At 32.5% G+C, this 22,529-nt stretch carries 20 protein-coding genes and 1 tRNA gene; 7 read left to right on the top strand and 14 right to left on the bottom strand.

Features of this window, described 5'->3' with window-relative positions:
• Positions 1-54: 54 nt before the first annotated feature.
• The 5 genes from Q1W72_RS08590 to Q1W72_RS08610 form a co-directional block, all read right to left on the bottom strand.
• Positions 55-666 (bottom strand): OmpH family outer membrane protein, encoded by a 612-nt coding sequence (locus Q1W72_RS08590; protein ID WP_233206852.1) that lies wholly within the window; start codon positions 664-666, stop codon positions 55-57.
• A 244-nt stretch (positions 667-910) separates the two neighbouring features.
• Positions 911-1,759, bottom strand: a complete 849-nt coding sequence (locus Q1W72_RS08595; RefSeq protein WP_302134751.1) for a bifunctional 2-polyprenyl-6-hydroxyphenol methylase/3-demethylubiquinol 3-O-methyltransferase UbiG — start codon at positions 1,757-1,759, stop codon at positions 911-913.
• A gap of 218 nt (positions 1,760-1,977) precedes the next feature.
• A complete protein-coding gene (mnmG, locus tag Q1W72_RS08600) occupies positions 1,978-3,849 on the bottom strand; it encodes a tRNA uridine-5-carboxymethylaminomethyl(34) synthesis enzyme MnmG (RefSeq protein WP_121343146.1) in 1,872 nt (623 codons plus the stop codon).
• Between the two features lie 140 nt (positions 3,850-3,989).
• A complete protein-coding gene (gene ybeY, locus Q1W72_RS08605; RefSeq protein WP_302134752.1) occupies positions 3,990-4,409 on the bottom strand; it encodes an rRNA maturation RNase YbeY in 420 nt (139 codons plus the stop codon).
• Positions 4,406-7,552 (bottom strand): hypothetical protein, encoded by a 3,147-nt coding sequence (locus tag Q1W72_RS08610; RefSeq protein WP_302137931.1) that lies wholly within the window; start codon positions 7,550-7,552, stop codon positions 4,406-4,408. Before Q1W72_RS08610 ends, ybeY begins: the two co-directional genes overlap by 4 nt.
• Positions 7,553-7,862: 310 nt before the next feature.
• Between Q1W72_RS08610 and gltX the strand changes: the two genes are divergently transcribed.
• Positions 7,863-9,368 (top strand): glutamate--tRNA ligase, encoded by a 1,506-nt coding sequence (gltX, locus tag Q1W72_RS08615; RefSeq protein WP_302134753.1) that lies wholly within the window; start codon positions 7,863-7,865, stop codon positions 9,366-9,368.
• A gap of 94 nt (positions 9,369-9,462) precedes the next feature.
• On the opposite strand, the gene Q1W72_RS08620 is transcribed toward gltX, so the two are convergent.
• Complete coding sequence (locus tag Q1W72_RS08620) at positions 9,463-10,104, bottom strand: outer membrane beta-barrel protein (protein WP_099713944.1); 642 nt, start codon at positions 10,102-10,104, stop codon at positions 9,463-9,465.
• Positions 10,105-10,183: 79 nt separating this feature from the next.
• On the opposite strand from Q1W72_RS08620, the gene Q1W72_RS08625 reads away from it, so the two are divergent.
• Entirely contained in the window at positions 10,184-11,173 is a 990-nt protein-coding gene (locus Q1W72_RS08625; protein ID WP_099713945.1) for an SPFH domain-containing protein, read from the top strand.
• 27 nt (positions 11,174-11,200) lie between these two features.
• Here Q1W72_RS08625 and Q1W72_RS08630 read toward each other — a convergent pair whose 3' ends face one another.
• The 4 genes from Q1W72_RS08630 to Q1W72_RS08645 form a co-directional block, all read right to left on the bottom strand.
• Entirely contained in the window at positions 11,201-11,455 is a 255-nt protein-coding gene (locus Q1W72_RS08630; protein WP_302134754.1) for a DUF6327 family protein, read from the bottom strand.
• A gap of 3 nt (positions 11,456-11,458) precedes the next feature.
• Positions 11,459-11,809 (bottom strand): phage holin family protein, encoded by a 351-nt coding sequence (locus Q1W72_RS08635; protein ID WP_099713947.1) that lies wholly within the window; start codon positions 11,807-11,809, stop codon positions 11,459-11,461.
• Positions 11,810-11,849: 40 nt separating this feature from the next.
• On the bottom strand, positions 11,850-12,179 hold the full coding sequence (locus tag Q1W72_RS08640; protein ID WP_099713948.1) for a YtxH domain-containing protein: 330 nt from the start codon (positions 12,177-12,179) through the stop codon (positions 11,850-11,852).
• 302 nt (positions 12,180-12,481) lie between these two features.
• A complete protein-coding gene (locus tag Q1W72_RS08645; RefSeq protein WP_099713949.1) occupies positions 12,482-14,584 on the bottom strand; it encodes a glutamine--tRNA ligase/YqeY domain fusion protein in 2,103 nt (700 codons plus the stop codon).
• A 124-nt stretch (positions 14,585-14,708) separates the two neighbouring features.
• Here Q1W72_RS08645 and folB point away from each other — a divergent pair, with 124 nt between their 5' ends.
• The gene (gene folB, locus Q1W72_RS08650; protein WP_099713950.1) at positions 14,709-15,068 is read left to right on the top strand and encodes a dihydroneopterin aldolase; all 360 of its coding nucleotides are present in this window, start codon (positions 14,709-14,711) and stop codon (positions 15,066-15,068) included.
• 104 nt (positions 15,069-15,172) lie between these two features.
• A tRNA-Cys gene (locus Q1W72_RS08655) sits at positions 15,173-15,243 on the top strand.
• A gap of 576 nt (positions 15,244-15,819) precedes the next feature.
• Here the strand turns inward: Q1W72_RS08655 and Q1W72_RS08660 are convergent.
• Genes Q1W72_RS08660 through rnr form a run of 3 tightly spaced genes read right to left on the bottom strand, consistent with a single transcriptional unit; the run spans position 15,820 to position 19,453 of the window.
• Positions 15,820-16,497, bottom strand: a complete 678-nt coding sequence (locus tag Q1W72_RS08660; RefSeq protein ID WP_099713951.1) for a LysE family translocator — start codon at positions 16,495-16,497, stop codon at positions 15,820-15,822.
• Positions 16,498-16,538: 41 nt separating this feature from the next.
• Positions 16,539-17,255: a head GIN domain-containing protein gene (locus Q1W72_RS08665; RefSeq protein ID WP_302134755.1), complete on the bottom strand. Its 717-nt coding sequence runs from the start codon at positions 17,253-17,255 to the stop codon at positions 16,539-16,541.
• Between the two features lie 5 nt (positions 17,256-17,260).
• Positions 17,261-19,453 (bottom strand): ribonuclease R, encoded by a 2,193-nt coding sequence (gene rnr, locus Q1W72_RS08670; protein ID WP_099713952.1) that lies wholly within the window; start codon positions 19,451-19,453, stop codon positions 17,261-17,263.
• Positions 19,454-19,571: 118 nt separating this feature from the next.
• Here rnr and Q1W72_RS08675 point away from each other — a divergent pair, with 118 nt between their 5' ends.
• The 3 genes from Q1W72_RS08675 to Q1W72_RS08685 all read left to right on the top strand — a co-directional run bounded on the left by Q1W72_RS08675 (position 19,572) and on the right by Q1W72_RS08685 (position 22,250).
• On the top strand, positions 19,572-19,805 hold the full coding sequence (locus Q1W72_RS08675; protein WP_099713953.1) for a hypothetical protein: 234 nt from the start codon (positions 19,572-19,574) through the stop codon (positions 19,803-19,805).
• A 744-nt stretch (positions 19,806-20,549) separates the two neighbouring features.
• Positions 20,550-20,978: a ribose 5-phosphate isomerase B gene (gene rpiB, locus Q1W72_RS08680; protein WP_099713954.1), complete on the top strand. Its 429-nt coding sequence runs from the start codon at positions 20,550-20,552 to the stop codon at positions 20,976-20,978.
• Between the two features lie 129 nt (positions 20,979-21,107).
• Entirely contained in the window at positions 21,108-22,250 is a 1,143-nt protein-coding gene (locus tag Q1W72_RS08685) for an ATP-binding protein (protein WP_302134756.1), read from the top strand.
• Here Q1W72_RS08685 and Q1W72_RS08690 read toward each other — a convergent pair.
• On the bottom strand, positions 22,229-22,498 hold the full coding sequence (locus Q1W72_RS08690) for a DUF1294 domain-containing protein (RefSeq protein ID WP_302134757.1): 270 nt from the start codon (positions 22,496-22,498) through the stop codon (positions 22,229-22,231). The two genes, Q1W72_RS08685 and Q1W72_RS08690, sit on opposite strands and share 22 nt — an antisense overlap.
• Positions 22,499-22,529: the final 31 nt, after the last annotated feature.

Here is a 22,529-nt window from a genome sequence, read left to right on the forward strand (position 1 = left end):
ATGCCTTCAATCTAAGGGTAGACGAAGGCAATTTTTTGAATTAATATAAAAAAATTATTTTTTAGCTTCTGCTTTTTCTTCTGTTTTAGCAGGAGCTTTGTACTTGTCGTTCAAGGCTTTGATGATTTCTTTTGTGATATCAAATTTGTCTTCAGCGTATAGAATTGAAGCTGCATCACCTGTACCGTAGATGTATGCATATCCTTTTTCTTTACCGTATGCTTTTATGAATTTTTTCACTCCGCTTACTAAAGAATCCATTTCTTTTCCGCTTTCTTGTTGCAATTCTTGAGACAATGCTTGTTGCGCATAACCTAATTGTTGCTCTCTTTTTTGCAATTCAGCACCTTTTTGTTGTGCCCAAGCTTGACCGTTTGCTTGTGCTTGAGATTGAAAACTTGCTGCTTCTTGCTTAAATCTTGCAATTTCAGCTTCTAATTGTCTTCCTTTTTCTTCTGCTTTTGATTTATATTTTGCTTCAAGGTCTTTTGCCTCTGTATATTCTTTCATTAATTCAGAAGTGTCTACGTAAGCTGTTTTTACTTCTTTAACTTCTGCAGGTTTATTACAAGCAACAAGTGAAATTGAAAGTGCGATAATTACTAATGCTTTTTTACTCATATTTTTAATATTACTTTTTTGGTATTCTTGAATATTCGATTTCATTTCGGTTAATTTCTAATTTTAAGTATTGGTGACAAAAATATAAAAAAATAGACAGCATTGACATAAAGTTTAAAAAATGCTACATATTTATGATATAAGATTTTATTATTGTGATTAATAAACGTATAATTTATGACTATCAAAAGTGACGTTCATATCTTTTAAATAAACTAATCAGTCTAAAAATCCGATAATCACCCTCGATTTCATCAAAAAATGCGCTTAAATACGCTTAAAATGATTTTTAGTTGTTTTTTAGGATGTAAATGTGTGAAGAATACTCAAAATTCTTCTTCGCTTCCCAATTCGATTGCAATCCGACAAAAAAGGCTTTTATATAATTCATTTTACCTGTTTTATATTTTTCCGAAAGTAAACTCACATAAAAAGAGTCAAATTTCATTGGAAGCACTTTTACCAATTTCATTTCTTCTTTTTCGAAAAGCAATTTTATTGCCGTTTTAGAAAAATGCCAAAAATGAATTGGCACATCATAAGCAGCCCAGAACTTTCCGTAATGTTTTGCATCGAAAGATTTGAAATTTGGAACAGCAATAATTAAAGTTCCGTTTGGTTTTAATAATCGTTTCAGTTCTTTGATTTGGTTTTCTAAATTAGGAACGTGTTCTAAAACATGCCACATCGAAATCACATCAAAAGAATGATTGTCTAATTCGCTGGTTGCTCCAACAAATGAAACGCCTTTCTTTTTTGCAATCGCTTTTGCTTTTTCGCTTGGCTCTACTCCTATGGTATGCCATCCGTTTTCTTTGGCCACAGATAAAAAATCACCTGTTCCGGCACCAATATCTAAAATGCTTCCTTTATTCGATTGCAGTGAATTGATTAAATTCAATTTGTTTTTCAGCGCAATAGTTTTTACAAAATGATATGCTTTTTCAAACAGAGACCTTTTGCTGTCAGTATGCGAAATATAATCCACGCTTTCGTAATACTTTCCTAAATTTTCTAAGCTGGGTTGCGGAGACGTAATCAGCATGTCCAATTTATCATCATGATATAAATCGAAAATTTCCTGAGAAACAGAATAATCTTTAACGGTTAAAAAAGGCTGTTGGTTTGAAATGTCCATTAATTAATAGTGCTTTTATATTTTAATTTTAAACTAAACCCTGAAAACACCAACGGATGCTTTCAGGGCTGAATTATTTATTTTTGTGATTCTTCAATTATAACAAGGCTTCACAACGTAGTTTCACGTGGAACAGTTGATTGCAGATTTCAGATTAACGATTTCTGATTCCAGATTTAAATCAAAAATCGTTAATCCTATATCAACAATCTTAAATCTTATCGTCCCATATAAATCAACAACACCGAAACATCACTTGGCGACACACCACTGATTCTTGATGCTTGAGAAATGGTTACCGGACGAATCTTGCTTAATTTTTGCTTGGCTTCAATTGACATCGATTTGATTTTTTCATAGTCAAAGTTCTCTGGAATCTTTACATCTTCCAATCTTGTCAATTTATCCGCATTGTTTCTTTCTTTTTCGATATAACCCGAATACTTCACTTGAATTTCGGCTTGTTCCAAAATTTCCTGATCCAAATCATTTTCTGCAACATAAGCTGCAACCTTTTCAAATTTCATGATGTCTTCCAAATCAATTTGCGGACGAGAGAATACTTTGAACATTTTATCCCCTTGCGTAATCAACGCCGTATCTTTTGATTCTAAAATAGGATTTGCTTCCGCAATCGAAACACTCGTTTCTTTGAAGAAAGCCACCATTTTTTCAGACTCATTTAATTTGTGTTCCATTCTACGCAAACGCGCTTCCGAAGCCAAACCAATTTCATGTGACATCGGCGTTAATCTGAAATCAGCATTATCTTGACGCAACAACGTTCTGTATTCTGCACGAGACGTAAACATTCTGTACGGCTCTTCAGTTCCTTTGGTAATCAAATCGTCAATTAAAACTCCAATGTAAGCTTCGTCTCTTTTTAAAATTAATGGTGCTTTTTCATGCACTTTTAAATGCGCATTAATTCCAGCCATTAATCCTTGAGAAGCTGCTTCTTCATATCCTGTAGTTCCGTTTATTTGTCCCGCGAAATACAAACCTTCAACAAGTTTTGTTTCCAAAGTATGTTTCAATTGTGTTGGTGGGAAATAATCATATTCGATTGCATACCCTGGACGAAAGAATTTTACCTTCTCAAATCCCGCAACAGAACTCAACGCTTTGAATTGAATATCCTCAGGAAGCGAGGTAGAAAAACCATTTACATAAACCTCGCACGTATTCCATCCTTCAGGTTCTACAAATAGTTGGTGTCTTTCTTTATCAGCAAAGCGATTAATTTTATCTTCTATCGATGGACAATATCTTGGTCCAAGACTTTTTATTCTTCCATTGAACATTGGCGAACGATCAAAACCTTCCCTCAAAATATCATGAACATCAAGAGACGTATACGTCATATGACACGATTTTTGATGAATCAACGGAGAAGTCACATCGGAATAGGAAAACTTATCCGGTTTAGCATCTCCCTTTTCTTCGTTCATTTTTGAATAATCCAAAGAACGTCCATCAACTCTTGGAGGCGTTCCCGTTTTCATTCGTCCTGATTGAAAACCAGCCGCAACTAAATCTTCGGTAATTCCATACGCGGCACTCTCGCCTGCTCTTCCACCACCGAATTGTTTTTCACCAATATGAATCAAACCATTTAGGAAAGTTCCATTGGTCAATACAACCGATTTAGACCGAATCTCTACTCCAAGCGAAGTTCGGATTCCTTTTATTTTTCCGTTTTCAATAATCAAACCTTTCACCATTTCTTGATAAAAATCAAGATTTGGAGTTCCTTCCAACATCATTCTCCACTCCTCAGCAAAACGCATACGGTCACTTTGAACACGCGGCGACCACATTGCAGGACCTTTGGACTTGTTCAGCATCTTGAACTGGATTGCAGTCCTGTCCGAAACAATTCCCGAGTATCCTCCAAGCGCATCAATCTCACGCACAATTTGTCCTTTGGCAATTCCACCCATCGCTGGATTACATGACATCTGCGCAATATTCTGCAAACTCATTGTAACCAATAAGGTTTTTGAACCCAAATTTGCGGCAGCGGCGGCAGCTTCTGAACCTGCATGCCCTGCGCCCACAACGATTACATCATATTCATTTAGAAACATCTTCTTTTATAATTTAATCCTTGTTCAGGATTGTAATTTTGAAATCTATATTTTGTTCCACGTGAAACATTGCAAACCTATTTTCAAACCAACTTTAAATGTTCCACGTGAAACACTTTAGATTTAAAAACAAAACAGCACTATTGTTCCACGTGAAACATAGCTATTTTTTCGTCTTCTTTACTCCTCATCAAAAGCTCTTCAGCTTCCCCTTTATCTTTATAACCGCAGTAATGTAAAATACCGTGAACTAAAACGCGCTTTAATTCTTCCTCAAAAGAAACATTGAAATCAGCCGCATTGTCTTTCACTCTTTCGATAGAAACAAAAATATCGCCATGCAATTCATTACCCATAGAATAATCAAAACTGATGATATCTGTTAATGTATCATGGTCAAGATACTCAACATTGATTTTGTGCAGATATTCATCATCGCAAAAGATGTAATTTATCTCTCCTTCTTTTTTCTTTTCCGACACAATAACATTTCCCAACCAAGCCTCAATGGCTACTTCGTTGTCTAAATTAAAGTCGGTTTCGTAATTAAAATTGATCATTTTTTATTAAAATATTCTTGAACCTTTTGATTAAAATTCGAGCGCAAAGGTAAGGATTGTCTATTTAATATTTCTATGCTATTCAAATAATCTAATAGAGCAGCTGGCAGCGCATTAGATTGATTATTAAACTCCTTTTTATTGGTTTCAGATTGGCGCTTATTTTCCTCTCCTTGTTGTTGTATGGCAGAATTCAATTTCAATAATTCCTGTTTTACATTCAGTATCTTTTGAAGTGTTTCGTTCTTAAAACCTTTGTTCAATAATTGCTTTTCAATTTGCTTCATCTGTTCCAAAGCGCTTTGTCCATTACCCCCCAATCCTTGTTTATTCAATTCGTTTTGCAATGCTTCGCGCAATTGCTTTTGCTCTTTATAAATTTCCATTATAGCTTGTGCATCGCCTTCTCCACCTTCGCCTTCTTCACCCGATTCTCCAGGTTTAGCTTGCTTGCCATTTTGTCCTTTTTGACCTTCTCCAGGTTTCTCCCCTTTTTTGATTCCATCTTTCATTTTCTCGCCAAGATCTTCTTGCTTTTTAATAATATCCGGCAATTGCATTCCTTGTCCTTGTCCTGGTTTCGGTTTCCCAGAACCCATTCCTGACATCTGCATTTGCATATTGTTAAGCATATCACTTAGAAAATCTGCAAGTTTATTAGCCGCAGAAACAGTGTACTGCTGGTGTGATAATCCTTTTGGAACTTGAGCATCGGTTAAACTGGATAAAGACTTATCTACGTTGTAAACTACATTGCCAATTTCTTTGGTTATGTCTTCTGCTATTTTTGGATTACGCAACGACATTGCAAACAAACTGTCATCAACATGCTTGAACTGTTGCTTCAAATCCTGTTGGATTTTAATGTTTTTATTAAAAGCCGGAGACCCTGATTTATGCTTTTTAAACTGATTCATCAAGTCTTCTTGTGACAAAGAAAATGCTAATAAATTATCTAAAATTTGTCGCAACATTGCCACATCTTCCTGCAACTGTTCCATCTCACCTTGCTCCAAAGTTTGTGCCATTTTTTGCGCCATCTCTTTCATCTTTTTAGAAGCGCTTTTTTGATTTGGTTTGGCTTTGTCCTTTTTGTCTTTCTTCAATTCCTCAGACGCTTTCTTTAAATCTTCGTCAATGCTTTTTTCTTTAGCATCCTCTTTAGGCAAGTCCAAAGGTGATTTTAACTCCTTATTTTCTTTTTCAAGATCGTTTAAATCTTCTTGGATTTTATCAAACTCAGCATTGATATCTTCTTGTTTATCCAGTTTATTTTCCTCTTCATCATTAGATAAATTTTCTTGTTTATAAGAAAGCTTGTCGAGTTTGTCACCTAATTGTTCTGCTTTCTTTTCTACATAAAACCTCTTTGTCAATTCAACCAACTGTTCTAAATTCTTAGTTTGGTTTTTACTGTTTTGTTTGAATTTATCCAACTTAGACAACAACTCTTCATTCTGAATTTTATCGTTTAGTTCTTTCAATTCATCTAAAAGTTTCTGATTTTTTTCCAATTCCTTTTCGGCTTTGTCCATTCGTTTTTGAAGCTCTTCTTTCAACTCATCCTTTTTATCGGTTTTGAATTGCTCCAAATTATCGTTCATTTTTTTAGTGAATTCTTTCATCATCTCATCCTGTTTCATTTGACGCTTGATGAAATCATTTACTTTTTGCTGATCTTTGAAATCCAGATTTTCTTTTTCTTTTCCAGTTTTTTGCAACTTCTCCATTTCAGAAATTTGCTTATCCTGGTTTTTTAAAGACTTCTCTAAACTGTTAATGTTATCATTTTGCTGTTGCAAAATTTGATCTTCCTTTTCTTCATTTGTGGAAACACGATTCGAGAAAACGGAAGACTTTGTACTTTTGAAATTATGAATGGCATCGTTATCAAAAACTTCAAAATAATAATCATAAGACACGCCTTGCTCCACCGGAAGATTGCTTGGAAATGAAAATACGAATTGGTCAAAAGCACTTTTCTTAATAGCAATTGTTCCACGTTTGGCAGTTTGTGGTTTCTCTCTTTCGTAATACACAATCTGAAGTCTAGACAAACCATAATCATCTGAGATTTGACCTAAAACATAGTTCTTAGCCACCTTCAAACTGTCTGGTGCATTGTTCACATTGATTGTTGGGAACTGATCTTTAATAATAGTAAGCTTATAATTGAGTTTTTCGTGGTTTTTTACTTTATCATTTGAAGTAAATATTTGATAATCTGTGTTTTGAATTATATTTTTAGATAAAACAAAGGTGTTTTCAGTTTTCGAAAAAGTAGCTTTTGAAATTCCATCCATCCACGCTACATTTTCTGTGGCTTGCGTATTCATTTTCCAAGTCACACGCGTTCCTTCCGGAATAACAGCATTTCCTGTTCCTTTTATAGTTTCTGATTTTTTATTCAAATACGAAGGAAAGTTCAACTGCATTTCAAAATTTGCAATCGACGGAACCGTAATCACTTTCAATTCATAATCCGGCGAAGAAATAGCATTTCCCTCCACGTGGAACAAAATGTTTTCAGAAGGCTTTGCCATCTTAAATTGAAACTCTCCTGCTTTAGATGATTCCATAAAATAACTTTCGTCGTCAATAAAAATCATCGCATTCTCAGGAACAATTTTTCCTTCGGTTTTTATTCGAAGGATAAAATCCTTTCCTTGTTCGGTTTGTAAATTCGAATTAAGAACTACAAATTTAAAAGGAGCTGGCGGCAGAAAAGCCGAATTGAAATGTACTACTCTATTCAAACTTTGAGAAATCATGTTGCTGTTACCCGAGACATAAAAGAAAGCAAACAATAATATTGGAATTAAAGCCAAAGGAAAATACTTTCTGTTTCGGTTATAATTAATGGCATTCCCAAAAGGAATTGGTTGCAACGCATTCGCTTTTTGTTCAATCGATGCGGCCAATAATTCCGATTTGATTTGATGTTCACTGGGATTTGATAATTGCAAAAAGTTAGTCAGCTTGTCGCTCACTTCTGTAAAATGATTTCCAATAATTGCAGAAGCCTGATTGTAATCAATTCCTTCTTGAAGTTTGAATAATTTAAAAATTGGAAACAAAATAAAACGAAACAACAAATACACTTCTACTCCAACAAAAGTCCAAAACAAAATGGTTCTTCCCATTGGCTTGAGCCAAAGAAAATATTCGACAAAAAGCGTAAATAGAAAATACAACAATCCTAAACCGATAAAGAAAATAGTTCCTCGTATCAATTCGTTCGTATAAAACTTCCTGATGAAAGCTTCTAGTTTTTGATAAATAAATTGCTGATTTTCCAAAATTTATGCTTTGTTTTTTGTAACCAATAAAAGTAATAATTTATATGAATAAAGAAATGTTAAAAATCATCAAACTCATTAATCTTACATTATCTCATTTTCAGATAATCCAATTGAGTAATCGAATTTGTATCTTCGCAAAAAATTTACAGCAATGTCTAAACAAGTTCGGGTGCGTTTTGCACCAAGTCCAACTGGACCTTTACATATTGGCGGAGTTCGTACCGCATTATTCAATTATTTGTTTGCCAAAAAAAACAATGGTGTATTCTTCCTTAGAATTGAAGATACAGACCAAAACCGTTTTGTTCCCGGTGCCGAAGAATATATCATGGAAGCTCTGGAATGGTTAGGAATTGCACCAGATGAGACCATTGGTAAAAATGAAAAATTTGGTCCATATCGTCAAAGCGAAAGAAAAGATTTGTACCAACAATATGCTGCTGAATTAATCAATTCCGGGAATGCGTATTATGCTTTTGATACAGCAGAAGCTTTGGATGCAGCAAGAAAACTAGAAGAAGAACAAGGAAAAACCTTTATATACAATCATACTAACAGAGAAAAACTGGACACTTCTTTGGTGATTTCTGCAGACGAAACTGCTAAAAGAATTGCTGCTGGAGAACATTATGTGATTCGTTTTAAAACTCCAGTGAACGAAACGTTGCATTTGCATGACATTATTCGTGGTGATGTGAAATTTGAAACGAATCTTTTGGATGATAAAGTATTGTTTAAAAGTGATGGAATGCCAACCTATCATTTGGCTAATATTGTGGATGATCATTTAATGGAAACGTCTCACGTAATTCGTGGTGAAGAATGGTTGCCATCAATGCCATTGCACGTTTTATTGTACAGAGCATTTGGTTGGGAAGCACCAGAATTTGCACATTTACCTTTGATTATGAAACCTGTTGGAAACGGAAAATTATCCAAACGTGATGGTGACAAAATGGGATTTCCAGTATTTCCATTGGATTGGAAAACCGCAGAAGGCGTTTCATCAGGTTACAGAGAAAAAGGATTTTTCCCAGAAGCAGTAATCAACTTTTTAGCATTATTAGGTTGGAATGACGGAACCGATAAAGAATTATTCTCGCTGGAAGAATTAGTTGCAGCATTTGACTTGAACAGAGTTCATAAAGCTGGGGCTAAATTTGATCCGGAAAAAAACAAATGGTTCAATCACCAATATTTAATCAAGCAAGAAGATGCAACTTTGGCGAAAGCCTATGCTCCTATTTTGGCTGAAAAAGGGTTTTCTGTAGCTGATACTGTTCTAACAAAAGTGGTTTCTTTAATCAAAGAACGCGCGCATTTTGTTTCTGAATTTTGGGAAATGAGCGATTTCTTTTTTGTAGCTCCAACTGCTTATGATGAAAAAGCAAGCAAAAATTGGAAAGCAGAAACTCCGGCGTTAATGCAGGAATTAATTTCTGTTGTCGAGGAAATCACTGATTTCACTTCGATGAATATAGAAACCATTGTGAAAGACTGGATGACTAAAAACGAAATTGGAATGGGAAAAGTAATGCAACCATTTCGTTTGAGTTTGGTTGGAGCACTGAAAGGTCCTCACCTATTTGATATCGTTGAAGTAATTGGAAAAGACGAAACGATAAAAAGAATTCAAAAAGCGATAGCGACTTTGTAGTTTTTAAACACAAAGTTATCCAAGAAAGGCTCAAAGTTCACTAAATAAACCTAGTGAACTTTGAGCCTTCTACTTAATACTCTTATGTGATTAGCTACAAATAAATAATCAAATTCCCGTTTAGTATTCCTGGATTCCCTTTGAAATTTACTCCTAAATTCTTGTTGTTCAAGTTTTCAAGCATGTTATTGACACCATATTGATAGGAAACATTGGCTCTGAAATGACGAACACCAAACGTGATTCCAACCGTTGGATAAAAATTAAAATTTGAAATCTCTCTAATATCTTTGGCTAACAACGTTGTACCAGAAATAACATTATTTTCATCTGTATTATCAATATTTAATTTTCCATTTACTTGAACAATGGGTCCAAACTCAATACTCAAATGATTTTCAACAAGTTTATAACTCACTTGTAAAGACACTTGAGCTGACGCCAATTTATAGTTAACATCTTCCTTAGCCAAAGTAAAAGTGTTTGTTGCAACAGAAAAATTATTCTCGCTAAATTGAATGTTATACACCATGTCCCAATTATTATAGAAATTTCCCCGCATAGAAAGTCCGGCATTCCAACCCAATTCAGGTTTAGTTTGGAAATTATCAGTGTTCAAGGTAAATTGATTGACTCCAAAACTGATTCCTATCCTATTTGAATCCCTGTATTTATATTGGGAAAAGGCTGTTATGGAAATGAAAACAAAAAATAAAGTAAACGATATCTTTCTCATATAATTGAAATTTACAAAGACAAACCTAAAGTTTTTTTGTAAATTGTGAGATAATTTTTAACTAAAAACAAAAAATATTATGAATATTGCGTTAATTATCCTACTAGTCTTTGGGTTCTTTATTTTACTGTCTTCGTTTTTTACGGTAAAACAACAAACAGCTGTTGTTGTAGAACGATTTGGAAAATTTTTAAGTATCAGACAATCCGGTTTGCATTTAAAAATTCCTTTGATAGACAGAATTGCAGGACGTGTGAATCTAAAAATTCAACAATTAGACGTTATCATTGAAACAAAAACTAAAGACAACGTTTTTGTTAAGCTTAAAGTTTCAGTTCAATTTATGGTTATTAAAGAGACCGTTTATGATGCTTTTTATAAACTGGAATATCCTCACGATCAAATTACTTCTTATGTATTTGATGTCGTTCGTGCCGAAGTTCCTAAATTAAAATTGGACGATGTTTTTGAAAGAAAAGATGATATTGCCATTGCTGTAAAAAGAGAATTGAATGAAGCCATGACTACTTACGGATACACAATTATCAATACTTTGGTAACAGATATTGATCCGGATATTCAAGTGAAAAATGCCATGAATAGAATTAATGCTGCTGATAGAGAAAAAACGGTAGCTGAATTTGAAGCTGAAGCATCAAGAATTAGGATTGTAGCCAAAGCCGAAGCTGAAGCCGAAAGCAAAAGATTACAAGGACAAGGTATTGCGAACCAAAGAAGAGAAATTGCCAAAGGTTTAGTGGAAAGTGTAGATGTTTTGAACAGAGTTGGGATAAATTCTCAGGAAGCTTCGGCATTGATTGTAGTGACACAACATTATGATACACTGCAAGCTATTGGCGCTGACGCAAATTCAAATCTGATTTTATTGCCTAATTCTCCACAAGCTGGAAGTGATATGCTCAACAATATGATTGCTTCGTTCAGTGCTTCCAATCAAGTGGGTGAATTGATGAAAAAAAGAGGTGAAAAAGGAACTTCAAGAAGAGAAAAAAATATAGAAATTCCTGAAAAACCAGAAACTCCAGAAAGCCCGGAAACAGAAGAATAATTTACTAGAATTCATAAAAAAAGAGGCTTAATTGCCTCTTTTTATTTTTTTAATCCATTTGATTACGTACGGTAATGCAATGTTTAAGATTGTTCCGTATGACCCTGAAAATGCAGATAAACCAGAACCAACAACTCCACTTACAAGATTCATTTGCGTTATGCTTTCTTTTGTTTTTTGAAAACCATAAGCCAATTTCTGATAACTGATTTCTTGTTCAATCTTTAAAATTTCAAGTTCCCTTTCAATTTGAGCATACGAAGAATATTTTTTGGTTTCCATAAGTTAGTCGTTAAAAAATATTTCTGAAAATTTCTCTAAAATTGGTCCTTCAACGATTTTATCTTTTATAGAAAATAAAATTCCTGTAATCACAAGATAAACTCCTCCAACGATTAAAAATCCCAAAGCGTAACTATCTAAAGCGATACCTATAGCTAACGCAGCGGCAACAGAACAAAACAATAAAACCATACTGAAACACAATAAAATCAATGAAAATTTTATGATCATCGTTGTTGATTTCATTGCAACCTTGAAACCCCACAATTTATAATACGCCACAGTACTTTCTAAATAAGCTTTGGCTTGTTCTTGAATGTTTTCTGTATTTTCTTTTAGTTCTTCAAAGGCCATGGATTTGTTTTTAGGATTTGATACAATAGGTAAATCAAAATTATTTTTGAAGTTTTGCGTTCTGCCTCTTTAGCTCCGCTAATTTTTCTTCTAAGAATGAAATTACATCTTCGGTCTTGTGACTCATATTTGAAACTAGTTCTTCATAAGTTTCTTCTAAATCAAATTTTGCACTTGTGAATTTATCTTTCAATTCTAAAGATGCATTGTCCAATTTATTTTTTAATTCACATTTAACATCATCAAAACCATCTTTAATTTTTCCTCTTGTTTTAGAACCTTTATCCGGAGCAAATAAAATTCCGATTCCAGCTCCGATAGCTGCTCCTGTCAAAAGAGCCAATAATGTATTTCCCGTATTATTCGACATGATTCTTAATTTTAAAAGTTTGTTTCATAAAGATACGGATTTATTAACAACAACCCGTTAACAACTCGTTAAAGTGTAATTTTACAAGGCAAAAAGCAAATAAAAGCGAGCTGTTTAATGTTTATTTGAATTCTATATTGATTGTTATTTGTTTTAAAAAACTGCCTTAAAATCAATTTATGAACCTCGTTTTTAATTGGAAATAATTATTAAAAACACTTTTTTTATAAGAAATTACAATAATAATAAAAGCCCTCTAAGAAGAGAGCTTTTAATTGATAAAATCTATTTAAAAATAAATCTTAAAATTTAAGGTCATTTAATAATTGTAACACTTTTTCGTTTTTCTCGTTCGTTTTTAATTCTGAAAGTTGCGTTTCGAAAAGGCTGAAATTATTCAAATCATTTTGCAAATTTTCAACAGCTAAAATTCTAACGGCTGCCATTTGACTTTTTAACGACATTGTGTATAATTTTGTCAAAGCTTCTTCTTCAATATCTTTTACTTGAACTTTATCTGAATGATGTAAAATCAAATTAGAAAACAACAAGGAGTTATTGTCATTCTTGATATTTTTGACAATAGTCTGAATAATTAAACTGTAATTATCAATACTTTTTATGTTTTCAACAATGCTGTTTAAAATCAAAATCGCGTTGTTTTCATCCTTTTCTTTTACATATTTATTGATTTCTTTTTGAGTGTTCATCAATAAATTTTCCTCTTTTTTGCCTTTTTCTTCCCAAGCATCTTTCAATCCAACGGTTTTATTAAAGACAATTTTACCTTCGGTTGTATCTTTATCCACATTGAAATAACCCAAACGTTGAAACTGGAATTTCTCTCCAGATTGAACCGTTGCTAAACTTGGTTCTACAAATCCTTTTACAATTTGTAACGAACTTGGATTCATAAATTCTAAGAAATTTTTCTCTTTATGACTGTCTGGTGCTTCATCAATAAACAAGCGATCATAGAGACGAACTTCTGTTTCTAAAGCATGTTGAATAGAAACCCAGTGCAAGGTTCCAGCCACTTTCCTTTGACTGGCTTCACTCCCACTTCCGCTTCTGCTGTCTTCATCATACGTTACATGAATCTCCGTAATAGTTCCAGCTGCATCTTTTATAACACTTTCTCCTTTAATGATATACGCATTTTTAAGACGTACTTCTCGGCCTAAACTCAATCGGAAAAACTTCGCGGGAGCATCTTCTAAAAAGTCTTCTCTTTCAATAAATAATTCTTTTGAAAAAGGAACTTTTCTAAATCCTGCACTTTCATCTTCCTGATTATTTTCGGCTTCCAGCCATTCTTCTTTATCTTCCGGATAATTAGTAATTACTAATTTTATCGGATCTAAAACCGCCATAACTCTTGGAGCAGTTTTATTCAAATCTTCGCGCAAGCAAAATTCCAAAAGTGAAAAATCGATTATATTTTCTCTTTTGGCAACACCAATAATATCACAAAACTTACGAATAGAATTAGCTGTATAGCCTCTTCTTCTTAATCCGGAAATCGTTGGCATTCTTGGATCATCCCAACCATTAACTATATTTTCCTGTACCAATTGCAACAGTTTTCGCTTGCTCATTACAGTGTAATTCAAGTTCAAACGCGCAAATTCATATTGATGTGGTTTTACTTTTGAGTCATCATAAATTTGGTCCAAAAACCAGTTGTATAATTCTCTGTGCATAACAAATTCTAACGTACAGATAGAATGCGAAATTTGTTCTATATAATCACTTTCTCCGTGTGCGAAATCATACATTGGATAGATTTTCCAATCGTTTCCTGTTCTGTGGTGATGACGGTGTAAAACACGATACATTAATGGATCACGCATCAACATATTAGTCGAAGTCATATCAATTTTAGCACGTAAAACATGGCTTCCTTCCTCAAAATCTCCATTTTTCATTCCTTCGAACAAAGTAAGATTTTCTTCGATAGAACGGTTTCTGTAAGGTCCATCAACTCCAGGTTGTGTGGGTGTTCCTTTTTGCGCAGCCATATCCTCTGAAGATTGACTGTCAATATAAGCTTTACCGTTTTTAATCATTTTTACAGCCCAATCATATAATTGTTGGAAGTAATCAGAAGCATATCGTTCTTCGGCCCAATTGAAGCCCAACCATTGCAAATCTTCTTTTATGGCATCTACATATTCCTGCTCTTCTTTGGCAGGATTTGTATCGTCAAAACGTAAGTTAACTGGCGCATTGTACTTTAATCCCAATCCAAAATTCAAGCAAATCGATTTGGCATGACCTATGTGTAAATACCCATTAGGTTCTGGTGGAAAACGGAAACGTAATTTATCTTGGGGAAAACCGTTTGATAAACTGTCTTCTATGATTTGTTCTATAAAATGGAGTGATTTTTCTTCAGTTGACATTTTTTTGTTTTATTTTAGCAAAGGTAAAAAAGTTTAAGGTTTAATGTTTACTGTTTCCATAGAAACCTATGAAAAGTTAGCAATTCAGCTTTAAACTTTACGCTTTAAACAAAAAAATAAAATAATGGGAATCATAAAACTTAAAAATATAAGAACCTACTCCTACCACGGTTGTTTAATCGAGGAAGGAAAAATAGGGTCTGACTATACCGTAAATTTAGAAGTTAAGACTGATTTGAGAAAATCTAGTATCACGGATGATTTGAAGGATACCGTGGATTACGTGCTTTTAAATCGCATTGTTGTAGAAGAAATGGCTATTCGTTCGGACTTATTAGAACATGTGGCACACCGAATCATAACTCGAATTTTTGAGGAAATTCCTGAGGTTTCCAGAATTATTGTTGCAGTTTCTAAACTCAATCCTCCTATTGGTGGTGATGTTGAAGCAGTTACTATAGAAATGGAAGAATATAGAAGTTAAATAAGAAATGTTTGAAAAGGATAAAAAAATATTTTTTGAAACTTTTAAACTTTAAGCTTTTAAACTTTAAACTTTTTAAGTACTTTTGCCATCCGTTTAACCATGGCGTCGTGGCCGAGCGGCTAGGCTGGGCTCTGCAAAAGCTCCTACTCCGGTTCGAATCCGGACGATGCCTCTAAAACCTTCAAAGTAATTTGGAGGTTTTTTTATGTCTAATTTTTAAGAAAAATTAAAAAAAGATATAGTTCGAATCCGTCCTGAAGCTTCGGGAGATGCCGCTAAAACCTTCAAGGAAACTTGGAGGTTTTTTTATGTCTAATTTTTAAGAAAAATTAAATAAAAAATATAGTTCGAATCCGCAGAAAAATCTAAAACTTTCAAAGTAATTTGGAGGTTTTTTTATGTCTAATTTTTAAGAAAAATTAAATAAAGATATAGTTCGAATCCGCAGAAAAATCTAAAACCTTCAAAGTAATTTGGAGGTTTTTTTATGTCTAATTTTTAAGAAAAATTAAATAAAAGATATAGTTCGAATCCGCAGAAAAATCTAAAACCTTCAAAGCAATTTGGAGGTTTTTTATGTCTAAATTATTAATCATTAAGAAATTAAGTTTCATTAAGATTTAGACTTAATTTTTCTTAATTTCTTAATGGTTAAAAAAAAATGACTTAACTTTTTAAATAAAAAAAGCCCTGACTCTAAATTAATTAGAATCAAGGCTTTTTTTATTATTATAGAAATTATATTCTTTTAATTATCTATTTTATCAAATGCTTTTTTAACCATTGCTTTTTCTTCTGGGAACCAACCTTGAGTTATTAAAACCATCCCAAAAACCATCATCACAATACTGATTCCTTTTTTGATTTTAAGAATGTTTACCGGTGTTAGTTTTGTTTTTAATTGCTTGGCTAATAATATTTTAATACAATCAATAAGTAAATATGAAACCACCACTGATGTAAAAAAAGTTATCATTCTGGAGGTTTGCATTTCTAGTTTTGGTCCTACTGAAATAATAATAGCCAACCAAAAACCAAGAACACCAATATTAATAATGTTTAACAAAAACCCTTTTATAAAAAGACTTAAATAGTTTTTTTTGACTATTTCCCTGTCAATAATATCAGTATTTATTTTTTCTTCTTTTTTTAATTGTATGAAGGAAATTATACCATAAACCAGCATCAATACACCTCCAAAAATAAAAAGTGCCGGTTGATCTTTTAAACTTTGAATCAACCTGTAACTTCCTAAATAAGCAATTCCAATAAAAACAATATCTCCTGAAACTACTCCTAAATCAAATACTAAAGCAGCTCTAAACCCTTTTATAATACTTGTTTCCAGTAAAATAAAAAAAACAGGACCAATCATAAAACTCAAGAAAATTCCCCAAGGAATACCAGATAAAATATCGTTTATCATTAAAAATTTAAATTTATTACCATAAAATCTAAACCAAAGTACTAATTTTTTTCTAAAATAGTACCGCCAATGAAAACTTCCTTATTAATCTGTTTTGGTTTACCGTAGATAAAAATAGAGCCTCCTGCTTTCACTTTTGCATCAACTAATGTAGTTGCATGAATTTCAGATTTTCCTCCGGCAGCAACGCTTATTGTTGTTTGTTTTGTATATAAATCAATTGCTTTTAGAATTCCGCCTGAAGTAATAACAACATCTTGATTTGTTGCTTTACCAGAAACATCAATTATTCCGCCGGCACTTGCTTTTATATTCACTTTATCAACATCAATTTCAATGTTAATCTCTGCTCCTGATTTTGCATTTAAATCTAACATAGTTTGTTTGAAATCAGTTTCACTTGATACATAACTTCCCTCACTGGCGCTGATACTTTCAATATTTTTGAAATATAATTTTATTGTAATATCATCTCCAGATAACAATTGTGGAAATGGCATTCTGATTTTCAATTCGCCATTTTTATTTACTGTTTCAACTTCATCTGCTCGATCTCCAGTGATAACTATTTTATTTTCTGAAGCTGGAATTAATTTTACATTAATTTTATCAAATACTTTTACTTCATCAAAATCTCCTAAGTTTCTGCTTACCTGAGCATTTGTAATTTGAATTAACAATACAAAGGCAATAATCACTAATTTTTTACTCATATTTCTAATATTGCTTTTTTGGTATTCGTGAATCTTTGATTTCATTTTTTTTATTTAATTGGTTCTTCAATTCTTCTTAAAAAATTAAAATCCAGTTGTTTTTTAACTAAATCGGCATTTTTTACTTTAACGTAAATTTCATCTCCTAATTGTAATAATCTGCCAGAAGTTGCGCCAGTTAGTGCATATTGTTTTTCATCAAAAGTGTAATAATCGTCTTTTATATCACGTATTCTACACATTCCTTCACATTTATTTTCGATGATTTCTACATAAATTCCCCATTCTGTCACACCAGAAATTACACCTAAAAATTCCTGATCCTGATGATCCTGCATGTATTTTACCTGCATGTATTTGATAGAATCACGCTCGGCATTGGTTGCTAAACCTTCCATTGTAGATGAATGCAAACATTTTGTTTCATACGTTTCTTCATCAGCTGATTTTCCTCCATCAAGATAATGTTGTAATAATCGATGCACCATTACATCCGGATAACGACGAATTGGCGAGGTAAAATGAGAATAATATTCAAAAGCCAAACCATAATGTCCTATGTTATCCGTAGAATATTTGGCTTTACTCATACTTCTAATCGCAAGCGTATCAATTAAATTCTGCTCTTTTTTACCATTCACTTCTTCCATCAACGCATTCAATGATTTAGAAATATCACCTTTGTTTCGGAAATCAATTTTGTAACCAAACTTGGCAATTACCGTTTGCATGGCAATTAATTTATCTTCATTTGGTTCATCATGAATCCTGTAAATGAAGGTTTTCTTTTGTTTTCCAATATATTCTGCTACTTTTTTATTGGCCAAAAGCATGAATTCTTCAATCAAATGATTCGCATCTTTTGATATTTTAAAATAAACACCTTGAGGTTCTCCAGCTTCATCTAAATTGAATTTCACTTCTACTTTATCAAAAGAAATCGCTCCGTCAGCCATTCTTCTTTTTCTGAAAATTTTAGCTAATTCATCCATTTTTAGCGTCGCTGCAACAATTGCTTCTGAAACTTGATACGAACTTCCAGTTATAGAAATTTCTTCCGGAATAACATCATCCTTGGTTTCTATGATGTATTGCGCTTCCTCGTAAGAGAATCTTTGATCTGAATAAATTACTGTTCTACCAAACCATTGATTGACCACTTGAGATTTTTCGGTAATTTCGAATATAGCCGAAAACGTATATTTTTCTTCATTTGGACGCAATGAACAAGCAAAATTTGATAATACTTCCGGTAACATTGGTACTACTCTATCTACTAAATAAACTGATGTTGCTCTTTGATAGGCTTCATCATCTAGGATTGTTCCTTCTTGAAGATAATGGGAAACATCGGCAATGTGAATACCAATTTCGTAATTACCATTCTCCAATTTTTTAAATGATAAAGCATCATCAAAATCCTTTGCATCTTTTGGATCAATGGTAAAAGTCAATGTATCACGCATATCGCGACGTTTGGCAATCTCACTTTCTTCTATTGAAGTATCAATTTTTTGTGCAAACGTTTCTACTTCAATAGGAAACTCTGATGGTAATCCGTATTCAGCAAGAATAGCATGAATTTCTGTATCGTGTTCTCCTGGTTTCCCTAAAACTTTTATTACGGAACCAAAAGGACTATCAGCTCTGGCTGGCCAATCTTCGATATGAACCAAAACTACATCGCCTTGCTCCGCCTCGCCTATTTTATCCTTTGGAATAAAAATATCAGTATACATTTTTGGATTTGCAGTAGAAACAAAAGCAAAATTAGCTTGAATGTCAATTACACCAACAAAGTCAGTTTTATTTCTTTCAATAACTTCAATGACTTCACCTTCAGGTCTTTTCCCTTTTCTTCGATTGTAAACATACACTTTGACAATATCTTTGTCTAAAGCATGGTTCAAATTATTGGTAGGAATAAAAACATCTTCTTCTAAATCTGGGCAAACAAAATAAGCTGTTTTACGTCCCGTCATGTCAATTTTACCTTCGTAATAGTCTTTGCTTATTGCTTTTACTAAATATTTACCAGGTTCAGATTCTATAATTTTATTTTGAGAAGCCAGAATCTTCAAATCTTTTATAATTTGATTTCTGCTTTGGGTATCATCGAGTTCCAGCTTTGCTCCTATTTGTTTATAATTGAATGCTTTATTAGCACTTTGCGATAATATTTTTAATATTTTATCAGAGTAGTCTTTCTCTTTTTTTATCGGCTTTCTTAATCTTTTACTCATATATCTTTTCTTAAAAGTTTAAAATTACAAAATACTTAACTGTTTTTGGTAAAGAGCTAACAGTTTTAAAGAAAATATAACTTTAAAGAATAGTTGTATCTTTATAAAAACAATTAAAATGGAAGACTTTCAAACAATTGCGATTTTTAATTATTCACATGAAATTGTAGTGCTGAAGCATTTATTGGAACAAGAAAAAATTAATTATTTTTTTGAAAACGAAACCTTAGTTTCAGTTGATCCATTTGGGAGTTTTGCCTACGGTGGAATCAAGCTTAAAATTCACATCAATGATTTTGAAAAAGTGCAAGAATTTCTTGATGACTTGAATAACAATCTAAAAATAGTTTAAAGGAAATTAGAACAGTAAAATCTATTTTTTAAATTTTAATTTTTTCAAAGTTGTCAACATATATTTAAATAAACAAAAAGAAAAATTAAATTTAAATTCTTTCTTGGTTGTTATTATAGTGTGTTAATAGTGGCAATAAATTTATTTTAAAATGTATTGTAATCAAGTTAAAAGATGTTATACGGACTTATCAACATAGTTATTTTATACTAAAGTCTTCGTTTTAAAGTCTTTTCTAATTTTAATTAACAATGGTTAATAATCTAAAAAGAATTGATTTTGTAAATAAGTACTTTTTTAAAATTTGTTGATAAACTACTTTTTAATATTGATAACTATTCTAAAAATTCAACGAACTTAATTTGGATTTCTAATGTGGGTTTTGGATTACTTATTTTTTAGATACAACCATAAAAAACTTCTAATATTCTATCTAAAGTTATGAACATTGTATGTTAATTTAAAGTTAACTGAATATCAAGCAATTGCGTTTTGCTATTAACAATGTAAATTTTTAACATTTTAAATATAAAATCCACATTGATTTACAGCTATTTATAGATTTATTGGAATTGTTGATAACCGCTAATACAATAGCAATCTGATAGTTATAAAATATCCTGTTAACTTATATTTTTCCTGACTTATATCAATTGTAATAATCAATTAAAGAAGCGAAATTTAAATTCTGCAAAACTAGATTTCTTTATTTAAATTTGCACCACACAACTTAATACATACAAGATGAAAATCTCCATAGGAAACGATCACGCAGGACCAGATTACAAAAAAGCAATTGTTGAAATGCTTAAAGCAAAAGGACATGAGGTAACTAATTACGGAACAGATTCAGCAGACAGTGTGGACTATCCTGATTTTGGTCATCCGGTTGCGACCGATGTTGCTGAGGGAAAAGCTGATTTTGGAATCGTTATTTGCGGAAGCGGAAACGGAATTTCTATGACAGTGAATAAACAGTCTAAAGTTCGCGCTGCTTTATGTTGGATGAAAGAAATTGCAGTTTTGGCGCGTCAACACAATGATGCGAATATTATTAGTATTCCCGCTCGTTTTACTTCAATTCCACAAGCAGTTGAAATGGTAGAAGCGTTCTTAAACACCGAATTTGAAGGTGGAAGACACCAAAATAGAGTAGATAAAATTTCTTGTTAGAAATTTTTATTGACTGAATTTACATTAATTCAGTCAGTACGTTGACTGAATTTACATTAATTTAGTCAACTTACTGACTGAATTACTATTTTTTGATTATATTTGGTTTAGATTTCTAAATCAAATAGAATGGAAAATTATTTAAAAAGAGCAGTGTTTCAAGATTTTGGTAAAAAAGTACTTCCTAATAAAGTATTGATTTTACTAGGTGCTCGTCGTGTTGGAAAAACCGAATTAATAAAAAATTACCTTCAAACTATTCCTGATGGAAGTTATTTGCAACTGAACGGGGAAGATATTAATGACGCTAATCTGCTCAAAGAACGTTCCGTAGCAAATTACAAGCGATTATTACTCAATATTGATTTACTGGTTATAGACGAAGCCCAAACGATTCCTGATATTGGTTTGATTCTAAAATTGATTGTGGATGCTATTGATGGAATCAAAATCATTGCTACAGGTTCCTCAATATTTGATTTAAACAACAATCTTGGTGAACCATTAGTAGGACGAAAAAACACCTTGTATCTTTTTCCATTGGCACAAATGGAATATTCCCAATACGAAAATTACAAACAAACTACAGAAAAATTAGAGGAAAGATTACTCTTTGGAAGTTATCCGGAACTGATTCAATATTCAGATTGGGAAGATAAAAAAGAGTATTTGTATGAAATCATCAATTCGTATTTACTGAAAGATATTTTAGTTTTTGAAGGAATAAAACACGCCGATAAAATATATTATTTGCTACGTTTGATAGCCTATCAATTAGGAAAAGAAGTTTCGTTGCAGGAATTAGCAAATCAGTTGCAAATGTCTAAAAATACAGTTGCCAACTATTTAGATTTGCTTTCTAAAGTGTTTATTATCTTCAAAGTAGAAGGGTTCAGTCGCAATCTTCGAAAAGAAATTGTGAAATCCAGCCGTTGGTATTTTTATGACAATGGTATTAGAAACGGCATCATTAATAATTTCAACCGATTGGATTCTAGAACAGATGTGGGTGATTTATGGGAAAATTACTTGGCGGTAGAACGCGTTAAAAAACAAAATTACCTAAAAATAAAAACGAATAATTATTTCTGGCGCACTTATGATCAGCAAGAACTAGACTGGCTTGAGGAAAAAGGCGAAGAACTGGCTGGATTTGAGTTTAAGTGGAGTGAAACCAAAAAAGTCAAAATTCCTGCTGCTTTCGCAAAAGCCTATCCGGAAGCTACTTTTGAAGTAATCAACAAGAGTAATTATTTAGATTTTATAACATAGAAATACACTATAAAAAGTTGCAATATCCCAATTAAAAAAAACTTCCATAAAAAAGACATTTTAGAGGTTTTGTGTCGAAAAACAAGCATCGCTAAACCGGAACCAATTGTTCCGCCGATTAGACTCGTAAGCAATAAATTACGTTCAGAAATGCGCCTTTTTTGCTGTATGGCCAGCCGTTTGTCAACTCCTATTATTGAAAAAGCAACTAAATTAATAAGTGGAAAATACCAGAATAAAAAAGACATAAATAAGGAGTTTTGACTCAAAGATACTATT

This window comes from Flavobacterium sp. ZE23DGlu08, from assembly GCF_030505335.1.
Taxonomy (GTDB): Bacteria; Bacteroidota; Bacteroidia; order Flavobacteriales; family Flavobacteriaceae; genus Flavobacterium; species Flavobacterium algoritolerans.